Source organism: Mahella sp., assembly GCF_020054945.1.
Taxonomy (GTDB): Bacteria; Bacillota; Clostridia; order Mahellales; family Mahellaceae; genus Mahella.
The window spans coordinates 1-14,312 of sequence record NZ_JAIHAU010000042.1 but is presented as its reverse complement, the minus strand read 5'-3'; the positions used below and the strand labels follow the sequence as shown (position 1 = coordinate 14,312).

The window sequence follows — 14,312 nt, the reverse complement described above, 5'->3', positions numbered from 1 at the left end:
TTTGCCTTTCTACGGTCCGACATTGTAAAACCTCCTCAGGATCTGTCGTATTTTTATTATACACTATTTTCTTTACGACAACTATCCTAACATATAGGGGATACTACAGGTAACTACATTAGTAATGCTTCCATTGCAACCCCATTTACTGTAGCAATAGGATATACTGCGATGACTGCAGCTGATTTAAAAGTTGAAGCTACAGGCAAAAATACAATCGTAGTTACTGCATTAAATGATTACTACTTCACTGCGGCTGATGTTAATGCGTTCAAAGTAGAACGTGACGGAACTGACGGAACTAACCTTTACAACTTAGGTATTGTAGCTGCTCAATTATCAGCTGATGGTAAAACAATTACTTTAACTACTTCTGTACCATTAACAGCTGATGCGAAATATACAGATTCTGGTGCTGATTATGCTGTAGACTTGTTTATCGATGGAACAGCTGTTAAAGACCAAAATGGTACTCCTGTAACAATTGCAAATACTGCTTCTATCGATGTTCAAGATAAGATTAAAGCTACTCAACAAACACCAGTTCTAAAAACAGCAACTACAGATGTAATTGTAGTACCATTTGATGAAGCAGTTGCTAAAGCAACAGGTATTACTGATGACCTTCTTGCTTCTGCGTTTGAAGTGAAAGTAGGTACTACAACATTAACTCCAGTAGTAGATTACACAGCTGCTATCGTTACTGGTAAAGTAGAGCTTACAATCATTAAAAATGGTGTTAACAATGCAGACGTGACTGTAAAACTTGTTAAACCAGAATATCTAGTTGATGCAAATGGAAACGGAGTAAATGCATTAGATGTTAAAACAGTATCTGGCGTGATTGAAAAGGTGTCACCCACAGCTACAGTTACTAGTGGTAGTGCTACTGGATTAGTATTAACATTCAGTGAAGCTCTATATAATGGAACTACACCTATTGCTGATGGAGCAGATGTAGCTTCTTTATTCACGGCTACTGATGCGGTTGCTACAAACGGTACACTTACAATTGTTTCTGCAACATATAATGCAACAAACAAAACAGTAACATTCGTTATTTCAGGTGCTGATGCAACTGATACTATCACTGTTGCTGGTACTGTTAAAGATGCTGCTGGAAATGTAGTTTCAACATCTACTGATGTTGCTACATTCGGTGGTACTACTTGGACACTTAACTAATTATTAAATAATGTAATGTAAGTTTGGCGTTATAAAGCTGAAGTAAGTCGAAAGCTCTGCGGAGAGAAATCTCTGCGGGGCTTTTCTTTTTTGCATAAACTGACCGGATGTTGTTTTATGTGAGGGCAGGCTGCCGCCATAATTTGGGCCAAAGTATTCTTGCCAACAAGCTTGGTATTGTGATATACTTCCATAGGAGGCTGCCTTAACCGGAGCCCCCATCCCGCGAGGGATCTGGCCCCATGGCAGGGATGCCCAAGCGTATCGCCCGGCCGTTTTCAGTGCGTACGGCATGGGATTGCTGAGAGAGGGAGGAATAAGCAGGATTCTTATGGATAGTAGCAAGTTTATTATTAGGGCTGCAGTTTTGATAGTGCTTTCGGCTTTTGTGCTAATGATGCCTTACGGTACACGTTCTCTGGCCAGCGATAACCGCCTGTCCGGCAGCACCAGGGAGTATACCTCTGTTGACATAAGCAAGGATGGATGGCCGGACGGCTCGGATTATGCCGTGCTGGTGAATGGCTATACCTTCGCCGACGCTTTGGCGGCAGGGCCGTTGGCTCAAAAGTTGGATGCGCCCATACTTCTTACGCAAAAAGATGAATTGCCCAGTGTTACCAAGGCCGAGATAAACAGGCTCGGTGTCAAGAAAGTATACATAGTGGGCGGTACAGGTGTTGTATCTGATTCTGTAGCTAAGGCAACAGGCAAGACCTTCGTGCGCATAGCCGGGGATGACAGGTTTGAAACGGCTGTAGCCGTAGCTGAGAAGCTGAAAGAATTGGGCGTTTCGACCGAGAAGGTCGTGATAGCGCGCAGCGACGATTATGCCGACGCTTTGGCAGCAGCGGCAGTAAAACCTGCCATGCCCATATTATTTGCCGGTAAAGCCAAGGATACATCGCTTGCAGATGCTACAGAGGATGCCCTGACAGGCCTTGGCGTAAAGGATGCTGTTATAGTAGGCGGTACAGGTGTTGTATCCACAGGTATAGAAAAGCAGATCGATAATATGGTAGCCAATGTTACCCGCGTGGCTGGCGACGACAGGTTTGAAACTGCTGTGGAAATAGCCGAACAATTCAAGCCTGCCGATGGTTATAAGGGCGCTGTGTTAGCCACCGGTTACGGATTTGCTGATGCTTTGGCAGGCGGCCCCTATGCCGCTAAAAACGGTTATGCTTTACTGCTGACCGGCAAAGACAATAATCCTATAGACAGCGCCGTAATAGACTTTATAAAGGCCAATGCCGGCATAAAAGCTGATGCTGTGATAGCATTGGGCGGGCCAAAGGTCGTGCCGGATAAGGCGGTGTCAGATGCTGTGGAGGCAGCTGCCGCAGCCGATGTACTAGACGTCATAGACGTTTATTAGTATAGAAAAAGAGCCTTATAAGGCTCTTTTTTGTGCTTATCGTATGGTGTGTTTTAAAGTTTCTATGAGCTTGCCGTTTACGTCATATGCTCTTATAGTTACGGTGTCGCCGATGTTCAGGCTGGCCATTCCCAGCGTATAGGTATTATTGCCCTCATAATGCATCTCTTTTGCGTTGGCTGTAACCTTATATATGTCAGGGGATGTTGTGACGGTTACTGCGGTAACAAAGTCTGAATATACATTATTTATCGATACTATGGCTTTACCGGTGGTGGTAAAAGGTATTATTACCGGCTGATTTAAATATTTGCCGGTACTTGCGGCCACATCATCGGTTATGTATATGTTGTAGATGCGGTTTGGCGAGTATGGCTTAGTAGGCTTTATTTTTATAACGGTTTGATTCTCGACAAGCGACAGCCTTACGCTGTGGAGCGCCCCGTTCTCATCTTTTACATATACGGTATTGGCGTTAACGGTGGCAGGATCCAAAGCCGTATTGAACTTAACCGACCATTCCTTTGCTGCGTCGCTCGATGTTTTGGCGGGCCATGTTTTAGGGCTGGCAGGCTTGGCATATGCTACTGTTGTAAGGCATATCATTATAGATAATGTTATAAGGGCAATCTTCTTAAATTTATTCATGGGACGGTCACCTCATCGCGTAATCCGATCTTAAGCTCGGACAGGCTGTAGTAGCTCAGCACCGAGTCCAAAAGCTTGCCATCGGTTATAAGATTGTAAATTGTATACCAGCCGTGCAGAGGCGATTTAGGCAGTTGATTATAAGTTGTTTTACCGCTTTTAACCTTTATTGCTATGTCTTTCTGTACAGGGTCGTTTCCACCCTTTGCACTGATGGTTATATCTGCGCCAGGCTGTATCTCGGTAAACCCTATTGAAAATATCCTTGTATTGCCCGAACTTATGTATTCACTGGTTGAGCGTGTTATGCCATTCCCTGTTACTGAAACTGACGATACTTTGTCTGTCGTCGTTACGTCCACTATGGTGATGATATATGTGCTGCTAAGTTGCTTCTGTGATATTGATATGACATTTACATGGTGCTCAGGTACGTTTATCAATATGTTGCGAGGCGATGTATAGTTAAACCAATGTGTTAAAGTACCATTTTGTATGGCGCCTTCCAATGGTATAAGGCTTTTTGCCGTTTCGCATTTTATAGTAAATGATCCGGCAGATATGTCAGATGTCCCTCCTTCAATCAAGGATTTGGGTATGGTAACCGATACCGTCTGATCACGCGTTATATCATAATTCGGTATAGACGGGAAGGTAAGCATTAAAGTGCTGGAATTCACAAGGGTTGTACCTATATTCTTTGCTGACTGCACCAGCTTCCATTGGTCAGTCTGCGATGCCGCCACAAACCCATTCATAAGAGTGGTCAAATCTCTTGACGAAGTAAAGGCATTTTCCTTCCACTGCGCCTCGTTTAAGGTAATGATTATAGAAGTATTGCCGTTTCTTATATCTTTTTCAGAAAAAGAGGTGGGAGTGGTAGAAATGTTTGCGCTCACAGCGGCGACCGAGGCAACAGGCCCTTCATCAGGAGATTCAGCAGCGGCTATGGTCAGAGGCGCTGTCATCAGCAAGGATGCCGCAAGTATGATTGTGACGAATTTTTGTACAAAACATTGTTTCAGGTGCATATAGCTGGCTCCTTTCTTCGATCTATTTTTTATTTTATTCGGAAGATAACGTTCATTCCTTTAACAAAACCACAAAACCATGAAACCATGTGAAACCAAAACCATGGGGACGGTTCTTCTGGTCGCTAATCTGCAGCAAGAATGCTATTTATTATAGGCAGGAGCAATGAAAATACCAAGAACAGCCAGAATAAAAAGCCAAACCGGCATATATCATATGATACTAAATTACTGGGTAATATAGATAGTATTTTATAGAATCATACAGATATTTTTTGGGAATCTTTTAAGCTCCTATTTACTTTTACGCTCATCGGTAACCGTTCCCTATGGATATAATGCTACCCATTTAAGAGCTGAGGGAGGTGAAGTTTATGCAGTAAAGAAGGCCCTTCATCAGATGGGTGTTATGGAATTAAAAACTATCTATGGAAGGCCCATTAAAGCATACGATAAAGAACGAACTATCTGTGATATCATCCGGGACAGAAGCAATATGGATATTGCTGTTTTAAATGAAGCCATCAGAAGATATTTAGATACTAGGGATAAAAACATCCCTCTATTGTTAAGATATGCAGAAAAACTTGATATTTTAAATGTGCTAAGGAAATATGTGGAGATATTGCTATGAAGAATTTAAGGCAACTAAAATTAGTTGTAATTACAGTATAGGTGTAAAATGGTTAAAAACTCCAATTATACTACATTAAATTAGGTTGAATTTATCCTAAATAGGGATATAATATAAATAGAAGGGAGTGTTTTTTATGAAGGTCAATATAAACAATTTAGTCTCTATTTCAGAGGCCAACCAGAATTTCTCCAAAGTAGCAAGAATGGTGGATGAAAACGGGGCTGCAGTAATTTTGAAAAATAATGTGCCCCGTTATGTGCTAATAGAATACAGTCAATTAGGGAAGGTCGAGACAATGAGTGATGAGGAAGTAGAGAAGGTTGCTAAAAGACTGTTGTCTAAGCATAAAAGAGCCTTTGAGGTCTTATCAAAGTGAAAAGACTTACTAAGACCCAAGTAATAAAGATGCACAATCTTCTTATTCAAGAGACTGGAGGAAGTGAGGGCATTAGGGATGACGGCCTGTTAGATTCAGCCTTAAATGCCCCCTTTCAAACATTTGATGGTGAAGATTTATATAAGACCGTTCCAGCTAAAGCGGCAAAGCTAGCCTTCTTTCTAATCAACAATCATCCTTTTGTAGACGGGAATAAGCGCATTGGAATATTGGCCATGCTTGTTTTTCTTGAGATTAACGGTATTGAGGTTAACTGTACGGATGATGAGCTAATTGAACTTGGGTTGGGTTTAGCAGATGGAACAGTGAATAATGAAGATTTGCTGAGCTGGATAATAGAGCACAGTTAAGAGCAATTAGATAGCCCGCAGCTAGGAGCACTCGTAAAGGGTGCTTTTTTATACCCAAAAGGCGGGGAGAAGATGGCAAGAGGAATCGAGCAGTTGAATGTAAAAATTAGTTTAGATTCCAGCGGTTTTCAATCGGATTTGCCATAGCCCAAATCGCGGATATGAAAACTTATGGTTTTTATTTTCCATAGAATATGGTATAATAAACCTAGTTATAAGCCTAGTAAGAGAGGCGAAGGGAGAAATATGAAGCAGTTTAAGAGCATACTGGCGCTGGCGCTTATATTCGCGGTGTTAGCATGCATACAGCCGACATTGGCGGCTCCGCAGCCGGCCGTACCTGCTCCTAAGCAGGATATGGAGGTGTATAGCAGCACATACATAGACGCCCGCGATATATACGGCAGACTGGCCGATGACAGGGTGTCGGCGCTGTCGGTGCCGGAGGGTGCCAAGGTGCAGGGCAGCCGTATCATCGTTAAGCTAAAGGAAGGCTATATGCCCGACTGGAAGGATTATGGCCTGTCTGTGGATCAGAATGAGCTGGCGCTCAGCAAAAGGGGCATATATGTCGTTAATGCCGCCGAAGGGGCGGATGTCATAGCCATAGCGCGGCAGCTGACGGCATTGCCAGGTGTGGAATATGCCCAACCGGATTATGTTTATGAGGTTGACTTCGGCACAAACGATGAATATTCTTCAGAGCAGTGGGGTCTGGAGGAGATAAACGCGATTGAGGCATGGGGCATAAATCCGGGCAGCCCGAAGGTAACTGTGGCTGTGCTGGACACAGGCGTGGATGCGCATCACCCCGACCTTGAAGGCCGCGTGCTGGAGGGTTATGATTTTGTCAATAACGACATCTCTCCGTCGGACGATAACGGCCACGGCACCATGGTGGCCGGCGTCATAGCGGCTGTGGTCGGCAATGGGATAGGCGTAGCTGGAGCCGACAGAAGATGCAGGATATTGCCTGTCAAAATAGCCGATTCGGAAGGTTATTTTTATTCGACGGATATAATAAGTGGTATATACTATGCTATTGATAAAGGTGCTAATATTATAAATATGAGTTTCGGAGGGGCGCCGGCCGGTGATACATCGATAGCCGATGCTTTGGCTAAAGCCGGACAAAAAGGCATAGTGCTCGTGGCTGCAGCCGGAAACGAAAACGCGGTTGTCGACTTCCCTGCCTCTTATGCGCCTGTCATAGCGGTAGGTGCCAGCGACAAATATAGCAATATAGCGTACTTCTCCAATTATGGGTCGTTGCTCGATATAGCGGCGCCAGGCGTGGGCATATATACGACATACAGCGATGGTAAAGAGAGAACCTATGCATCTGCTGACGGCACATCTGTGGCTGCTCCTTTCGTATCGGCTGCGGCCGCTTTGCTGCTGGCCAAAGATCCGAGCCTTACACCTGCCGAGATCGAATACCTCATAGAGGCATCGGCCGAGCGGCCAGATGCTATGGATGGCCGCGAATGGGACGAATATTACGGTTATGGCATACTGGACGCTTACGCCGCGCTTAAGCAGCCCATGCCAGATCTGTCGGCCGATGTGCCGGACGATACGAGGCAGGCGCAGATGCTCTATAATGGGAAAGCAGTAAGCCAGCGCGTGGAAATACCGATGGACTTGGACTGCTATAAAGTGGAGGTTGTATCACAGGGTGCGGTGACGGTAAATGTGGATACCCCGCAGGGCCTCGACATGGCTGCGATAATAATCGATAGCTACGGCAATTATATCGGCACCGTTAATAATGCTCCCATGGGCAAAAACGAGGCTTTCAAATTCAATGCCCAACCCGGCACGTATTATATAGCGCTGATCGATGCCAATTTTCATTGGTCGACCGATCCGTACAGTATAAGCGCAGCCGGTCCGGTACAGGTCGCGCAGCCCAATACCACGACCGTACAGCCGGCATCGAATGACATTTATTTGAACAGTTATTATGCCATATCCAGCTACAGCGAGAAGGATTATGCGGCCGAGAGCGATCAGGTGGCGCTGGGTTGGAGCGAGATAAGGCAAAATGACAGCGGCGTATATTTCTCCCAGCTGAAGAAGGAGAATGGGGAACAGTACGATTATGGTGTGCCCGAGGGCGATATACAGTCGCTGGTGAGTAATATGAAAGCATCGGGGGCTAAGCTCATGCTGTCGGTATTTTTGGATGACAGCGCTATAACCGATGCGCTGCTGGCTTCACCGGATAAGGTAATAGCTCAGATGACAGAGGATTTTGGCATAAAGTATTACGATTATCATGACGGCACATATAGCTACGTATTGGATGAGATTGGCAGGGTAACCGAGTACGACGGCATCATAGTGGATTTTGAGGGGCTGACGGCAGGGGATAAGGCCGGATTTAACGCTTTTTTGGATAAATTGAAAAAAGCCATGCCGGCGGGTAAGAGCCTCGGCGTATGTGTACAGCCCGGGGATGGATACGATTATGCGCATATAGGCCGGCTGGCCGACCAGGTAATACTTATGGCGCACGATTATCAGCGGACAAGGCAAACCGAGCCGGTATCCGCTCCATATGACCGCGTCAGAGATGCGGTAGAGAAGGTGGCGGTCGTGATACCGCCGCAAAAGATACTGCTGCAGGTATCGCTGGCGCCTGTGCAGTGGCAGCAAGGCGCGTCGTATACCTATGTTACGCCGACATACAGCGCTATGCAAAGGGCTGTTTCGGGCGGCAATGAAGGCGAAACGGTACTGGATGTTACGCCGCTTGGCCAAAGGCACAATCCTGTATATGATGTGGGCTATACATATCTCAAACGCCAGAAGGCCGACGGCTCATATAAAGAGGACGAATTCTTTTACGAGGATAAGCAAAGCATTGCGTCTAAGGTCAAGCTGGCGGAGGAATTTGGACTGAAAGGCATTTCGGTATGGCGGCTGGGGCTGGGCGCCACCGATCTTATGGATTATTTATTGGATAAGCCCATACCGTCCAAGAGATTGAGCGGCGATGACCGTTACGGCACAGCCGCCGCTGTCAGCCGCGAGGGCTGGGCTAATGGGGCAACTGTTGTCGCGGTGCTGGCCAGCGGTGAGTCGTTTGCCGATGCGTTGGCCGGCACGCCTTTGGCTTATATCTACGATGCGCCGGTGCTGCTGACAGACCCGTATAAGCTGTCGGACGACGCGGCTAGCGAAATAAAGCGCTTGGGCGTAGAGAAGGTGTATATACTTGGCGGTACGAGTGCTGTATCGAAAGATGTCGAAAATGCCGTAGCAGATATAGGCATCTCGGTTGAACGCATATATGGTGCTGACAGGTATAAGACGGCGGTGGAGATAGGGCGGAGTATACCGCATAGCAGCGACACGGCCCTTATAGCCACAGGTGAGGACTTTGCCGATGCACTGGCGGCGGCGCCGTTTTGCGCAGCCAACGATATACCTATACTGTTTACGGGCGATGATGGCTTAAATGCTGATACCAAAGCTGCTCTCAGGACATGGGGTATAAAAGAGGCGCTGATAGCCGGCGGCAAAGGCGTTGTGCCGGTGGCGGTCGAGGATGAGATAAAGGCCATGGGCATACAGACCAAAAGGCTGGCCGGGTCTGATAGATATGAAACGGCTATAGCGATAGCCAATTATTTCGGCATGACCGGCTTTAGCGAGATAATGCTGGCTACCGGTGGAAATTTCCCGGATGCGCTGTCGGGCGCTGCATTGGCCGCTCAGCGCGGCATGCCTATCATACTGGTGCCGCCTAAAAGCATGGAAGATGAAGTGGTGGCTTACGCCGCTCAGTCGCGCCTTGCGTATATATATGTGGCAGGCGGCACAGGCGTCGTATCCGATGCCGCGCTTGAATCTATAACGCTGCCGTATAAGTAACCCAGCAAAAGTACGAAATAATGTGATTGAGTGAGCAAAACGGCTCTTATGTTGTCATAAGCGGCCGTTTACTCATATATCTGGCATTTTGCAGTTTTATTGGGCTTTTATTATCCTCTTTTGTAGGGTAAAATAGCAGTGAATATATAAAGAACGTGCAGGCGTTCTAAAAGGTGGGCTTTAATATGGATATTTTCAAGCGGCTGTGGGGTTACATACGCCCGTACAAGCTGCAGTTTGTGCTGACTACCGCGGCGTTGCTGGCCGCTGCGGGCGCGGGTATGATCAATCCTTATCTGACGGGATTGTTGATAGACCGCGTGGTAAGGGGCGGACAGATGGAGCTGCTATGGCCGCTGGCAGTGGGCTTGGTTGTAGTCAGCTTAGCGGGTGCTGTGCTGCAGTATACGCACAGCTATTCGTTTGAGAACCTCTCTCAGAAGGTCATATATTCCATTCGCCATGCCATGTACAGGCATCTTCAGCAATCATCGTTTTCCTTTTATGACAGGGCGAGGACAGGCGAGCTCATGTCGCGCCTGACAGGGGATCTGGAGGGCATACGCGCTTTTATGGTAGGCGGATTTCCGACGCTTATATCCAGCACGGTGATATTCGTAGGCGTGACCATTATATTATTCAATATGAATACCGGCTTGACGCTGGTGTGCCTGTCCTTTTCGCCGCTTTTGGCAGTGACGGCTATAAATTTCGACAGGCGCATAAGGCAGGCCTACCGCGATATACGCAGCCAGATGGCGACGTTCAACAGCTTTTTGCAGGAGAATATAACCGGCATACGCGTGGTCAAAGCCTTTGCCCGCGAAAAATATGAGATAGAACGTTTTCGGGCGGAAAACAACGAGGTCTATAAGAAAAATATGGCGGCGGGCTTGCTCAACGGCCGTTTCGGGCCGCTGCTGGAATTATTGAGCGGCATGAGCGTGGTGGTGCTGGTGTGCTACGGCGGCTGGCTGGTCATAGACGGTGAGATGACGGTGGGCACACTGGTGGCGTTTAACGGTTATCTTTGGTCGTTGATATGGCCTATGCGACAGCTGGGCATGCTGCTGAATATGACCGGTCAAGCAATATCCTCCGGCCAGCGTATATTCGAGCTGCTAGATACCAATACCTCCATGCCGGTCAGACCGGATGCCTATAAGCCGGAGAAGGTGCGCGGCGATGTGTGCTTTGAGGATGTGACGTTCAAATATGAGGATAATATAGTGCTTCAGGATATAAATATAGATGCGCCGGCCGGTAAGAAAGTCGCTATCATGGGTGCCACAGGTGCCGGTAAAACATCTATCGTTAACCTGATATGCCGTTTTTATGACCCTCAGAAAGGCCGTGTGATGGTCGATAACGTTGATGTAAGGGATTGGGATTTAAAAACGCTCAGGCGCAGCGTATCGGTGGTCATGCAGGAGACCTTTTTGTTCTCCGATACTATAGCTAATAATATAGCCTACGGTAAAGATGACGCGTCTATGGATGAGATTATAGCGGCGGCTAAGGCGGCATGCGCGCATGACTTTATAATGGAAATGCCGGAGGGCTACGATACGGTGGTAGGTGAGCGCGGTGTGGGCTTATCCGGTGGACAGAAGCAGCGCATAGCCATAGCGCGCGCGCTTTTGGTAAATGCCCCCATACTGATATTGGACGATGCCACTTCCAGCGTGGATATGGAGACCGAGCACGAGATACAGCAGGCTCTCAAGCGTCTTATGGCGGGGCGTACGACGTTTATCATAGCCCACCGCATATCGGCCGTAAAGGATGCCGACGAGATCATAATACTGGAGAAGGGGTGCATAGCCGAGCGCGGTACGCACGATCAGCTTTTAAGGATGAGGGGCGTTTACTACGATATATTCCGGGATCAGTATAAGGATCTGGTGGTCGACGATACGGTAAAGAGCCGCCAGGAGATAGAGAGGATGGTGCGCCATGGCTAGGATGAACCGCTTTTCCGATGATGAACCGCTGCGCAGGCCGTTCAATAAGGATCAATTTATGCGCCTGCTCGGGTATCTCGGCCCTTTTAAGAAGAATATTGCTACGGCTTTTGTTCTTATGGTGGCGGCTACCATAGCAGGTCTGGCCGGTCCTTATATAATAAAGCTGGCCATAGATAATTACATAGCGGCAGGCGATGTGCCCGGCATGATGTACCTTGCGCTGATATTTGCAGGCATTACCATAGCCACTTACTTTATAAACCGCAAGCGTATAGTGATGATGACCGCTATGGGCCAGAGCATACTGTATAATATGCGCATGGATTTATTCAGGCATATAGAAAGCCTATCGTTTACATTTTTCGACAGCCGGCCGGCGGGTAAGATCATGATGCGCCTGATAAACGATGTGAATTCGCTCAATGACCTTTTGACCAACGGCCTCATCAATGTCTTGAACGACTTCGTCATGCTAGCCGCCATAATAGGCATTATGTTCAGCATGAATACGCGCCTTACGCTAATATCGTTCATACTGTTGCCGGCGCTTATGGCACTGGTATTCGGCCTGCGCAATGTTATAAGGCATAGATGGCAGATAGTGCGCCAGAAGAATTCCAATATGAACGCTTATCTTCAGGAGAACATATCGGGTATGCGGGTGACGCAGGCTTTTGTGCAGGAGGACGTCAATGAAGGGATTTTTTTGGGGCTGAACGATAGTATAAGGACGGCTCATATGAACGCCATACGCGTCAACAACGCCTTCGGACCGCTGCTAAATATCATAGGTGCTGTGGGCAATGCGCTGGTATTCATTATTGGCGTGGGCATGGTGGCAAGCGGTCAGGTTACGGTGGGAACGCTGGTGGCCTTTACCAGCTATATAGGCAGGTTTTGGATGCCACTGACCAACCTGAGCAATTTCTATAATCAGTTATTGGTAGCTATGGCGTCGGCTGAGCGTATATTCGATATACTGGATACAAAGCCCGATGTCACCGATAAGCCGGATGCCATAACGCTGCCGCCTATAGAAGGGCGCGTGGAATTCGACCACGTCTGTTTCCATTATGAGCCGGATAAGCCCGTGCTTAGAGATGTGAGTTTCACGGCTCAGCCGGGGGAGAATATAGCGCTTGTAGGGCCAACAGGTGCCGGCAAATCGACTATAATAAACCTTATAGCGCGCTTCTACGACGTGACAGCGGGACGCGTGCTTATAGACGGTTACGATGTGCGCGATGTGACGCTGGAGTCGCTGCGTAGCCAAATGGGCATAGTGCTGCAGGACACGTTCCTTTTCTCGGGCACCATTATGGACAATATACGCTACGGTAAACTGGATGCTACCGATGAGGAAGTGATCGCGGCGGCCAGGGCTGTGTATGCTGACGACTTCATAAGGGAATTTAAGGACGGCTATTTTACCGAGGTCCATGAGCGCGGCTCCAGGTTGTCGGTAGGGCAGCGCCAGCTCATATCCTTTGCGCGTACGCTGTTGGCTGACCCGCGCATACTCATATTGGACGAGGCGACATCCAGCATAGATACTCATACCGAACGGCTGGTACAGATGGGGCTGGAGCGTTTGCTGCAGGGGCGCACCTCATTTGTCATAGCCCACAGGCTGTCCACCATACGCAACGCCGACCGCATTATGGTGATAGACGACGGGCAAATAAAGGAGTCGGGCACGCATGATGAGCTCATGGCCGCAGGCGGCATATACCGCGAGCTGTATACATCGCAGTTTAGCTGGCTTTTAGCCGGATGATATATTGAAACGGAGGAATGTTGAAATGGTGAGATTTGGATGTTGTCTGCCACTGGCTTCTTTTGCGGCGCAATTGAAACAGGGCAACGATGAGAGCAGCGATATTGCCAGGCAATTGGAATTGGGGCTGGAGACTCTGCACCGGAACGGCTATGATTTTGCCGAATTGGGTGTAGGCACTGTGGCAAATCTGTCGGATGATGACTTTGAAAGGGTAAAAGATGTGATCGCGGCGGCCGACACAAAGGTATATGCTTTTAACAGCTTTATACCCGGCTCTATACCGTTGACCGGCCCTGATGTATCGGTCGAGCAGATAGAGCAATATTTGAGCAAAGCCATAATGCGTGTCAGCGATATAGGGGCATCGTATATAGTCTTTGGCAGCGGGGCGGCGCGCAAGGTGCCCGAGGGATTTCCGGTTGAAAGGGCTATTGAACAGCTCCTGGATTTCTTGAGACTGTGCGAGCGCTATGCCGCGCGTTACGGCGTAACCATAGCCATAGAGCCGCTGAATAAGGGCGAGACCAATATAATAAACAGCGTGGCCGAGGGGTTGGATTTGGCGATGAGGGCCGATCAGCCGCATGTGAAGCTGCTGGTTGATTTATACCATATGCTGGTAGAGCATGAACCGTTTGATATTATACCCAAAGCGGCGAAATATCTGGTGCACGTGCACATAGCCAATGAGCAGCGGCGTTATCCGGGCTACAGCGCAGAGGACGATGAGGATTTTATGCCGTTCTTCAAGGCGTTGAAGGAGAGCGGATATGACGGCGGCATATCGATGGAATGCCGTTTCGATGATTTTATGGAGGACAGCGCCCGGTCTTTGTTATACGTAAAGCAGATGTGGCAGTCGGTGTAACCGATAATCCGCTCTTGTTTTTTGGGTTATGGCAAATTCAGCGCCTGCAATGATATAAAGCCTACGCCCACTATAGGCTGGATATATATACCTCGCTACGGCTGTGAAGCTGGACCACTACGCAATCAAAGATTGCTGTGGTCCTACGCTTCAAAAGCCCGCTCAGCATATATATCCAGCCTTATATCA

11 protein-coding genes are annotated in these 14,312 nt (G+C 47.8%); 9 read left to right on the top strand and 2 right to left on the bottom strand.

The features are described from left to right. Positions 1-171 precede the first annotated feature (171 nt). Complete coding sequence (locus JG770_RS08405) at positions 172-1,185, top strand: hypothetical protein (protein ID WP_291957705.1); 1,014 nt, start codon at positions 172-174, stop codon at positions 1,183-1,185. Between the two features lie 331 nt (positions 1,186-1,516). Then, complete coding sequence (locus JG770_RS08400; RefSeq protein ID WP_291957702.1) at positions 1,517-2,563, top strand: cell wall-binding repeat-containing protein; 1,047 nt, start codon at positions 1,517-1,519, stop codon at positions 2,561-2,563. Between the two features lie 36 nt (positions 2,564-2,599). On the opposite strand, the gene JG770_RS08395 is transcribed toward JG770_RS08400, so the two are convergent. Together JG770_RS08395 and JG770_RS08390 are read right to left on the bottom strand one after the other, a co-directional pair. Then, entirely contained in the window at positions 2,600-3,211 is a 612-nt protein-coding gene (locus JG770_RS08395) for an Ig-like domain-containing protein (protein ID WP_291957699.1), read from the bottom strand. Continuing rightward, positions 3,208-4,242, bottom strand: coding sequence for a hypothetical protein (locus JG770_RS08390; protein WP_291957696.1), 1,035 nt, complete (start codon positions 4,240-4,242; stop codon positions 3,208-3,210). The genes JG770_RS08395 and JG770_RS08390 overlap by 4 nt, the downstream gene beginning before the upstream one ends. Positions 4,243-4,642: 400 nt before the next feature. On the opposite strand from JG770_RS08390, the gene JG770_RS08385 reads away from it, so the two are divergent. From JG770_RS08385 to JG770_RS08355, 7 genes are all read left to right on the top strand, one after another. Next, complete coding sequence (locus JG770_RS08385; protein WP_291957693.1) at positions 4,643-4,876, top strand: hypothetical protein; 234 nt, start codon at positions 4,643-4,645, stop codon at positions 4,874-4,876. Positions 4,877-5,012: 136 nt separating this feature from the next. Continuing rightward, positions 5,013-5,255 (top strand): type II toxin-antitoxin system Phd/YefM family antitoxin, encoded by a 243-nt coding sequence (locus JG770_RS08380; protein ID WP_291957690.1) that lies wholly within the window; start codon positions 5,013-5,015, stop codon positions 5,253-5,255. After that, positions 5,252-5,626, top strand: coding sequence for a type II toxin-antitoxin system death-on-curing family toxin (locus tag JG770_RS08375; RefSeq protein ID WP_291957687.1), 375 nt, complete (start codon positions 5,252-5,254; stop codon positions 5,624-5,626). The genes JG770_RS08380 and JG770_RS08375 overlap by 4 nt, the downstream gene beginning before the upstream one ends. A 246-nt stretch (positions 5,627-5,872) precedes the next feature. Further along, entirely contained in the window at positions 5,873-9,508 is a 3,636-nt protein-coding gene (locus JG770_RS08370; RefSeq protein ID WP_291957684.1) for a S8 family serine peptidase, read from the top strand. Positions 9,509-9,693: 185 nt separating this feature from the next. After that, positions 9,694-11,472, top strand: coding sequence for an ABC transporter ATP-binding protein (locus JG770_RS08365; protein WP_291957682.1), 1,779 nt, complete (start codon positions 9,694-9,696; stop codon positions 11,470-11,472). Further along, the gene (locus JG770_RS08360; protein WP_291957678.1) at positions 11,465-13,252 is read left to right on the top strand and encodes an ABC transporter ATP-binding protein; all 1,788 of its coding nucleotides are present in this window, start codon (positions 11,465-11,467) and stop codon (positions 13,250-13,252) included. Before JG770_RS08365 ends, JG770_RS08360 begins: the two co-directional genes overlap by 8 nt. A gap of 25 nt (positions 13,253-13,277) precedes the next feature. Beyond that, complete coding sequence (locus tag JG770_RS08355) at positions 13,278-14,123, top strand: sugar phosphate isomerase/epimerase family protein (RefSeq protein ID WP_291957675.1); 846 nt, start codon at positions 13,278-13,280, stop codon at positions 14,121-14,123. Positions 14,124-14,312 lie beyond the last annotated feature (189 nt).

Coding starts and splice junctions, on each gene's coding strand:
- JG770_RS08405 (WP_291957705.1), top strand. CDS start 172: ATGACTGCAGCTGATTTAAAAGTTGAAGCTACAGGCAAAAATACAATC.
- JG770_RS08400 (WP_291957702.1), top strand. CDS start 1,517: ATGGATAGTAGCAAGTTTATTATTAGGGCTGCAGTTTTGATAGTGCTT.
- JG770_RS08395 (WP_291957699.1), bottom strand. CDS start 3,211: ATGAATAAATTTAAGAAGATTGCCCTTATAACATTATCTATAATGATA.
- JG770_RS08390 (WP_291957696.1), bottom strand. CDS start 4,242: ATGCACCTGAAACAATGTTTTGTACAAAAATTCGTCACAATCATACTT.
- JG770_RS08385 (WP_291957693.1), top strand. CDS start 4,643: ATGGGTGTTATGGAATTAAAAACTATCTATGGAAGGCCCATTAAAGCA.
- JG770_RS08380 (WP_291957690.1), top strand. CDS start 5,013: ATGAAGGTCAATATAAACAATTTAGTCTCTATTTCAGAGGCCAACCAG.
- JG770_RS08370 (WP_291957684.1), top strand. CDS start 5,873: ATGAAGCAGTTTAAGAGCATACTGGCGCTGGCGCTTATATTCGCGGTG.
- JG770_RS08365 (WP_291957682.1), top strand. CDS start 9,694: ATGGATATTTTCAAGCGGCTGTGGGGTTACATACGCCCGTACAAGCTG.
- JG770_RS08360 (WP_291957678.1), top strand. CDS start 11,465: ATGGCTAGGATGAACCGCTTTTCCGATGATGAACCGCTGCGCAGGCCG.
- JG770_RS08355 (WP_291957675.1), top strand. CDS start 13,278: ATGGTGAGATTTGGATGTTGTCTGCCACTGGCTTCTTTTGCGGCGCAA.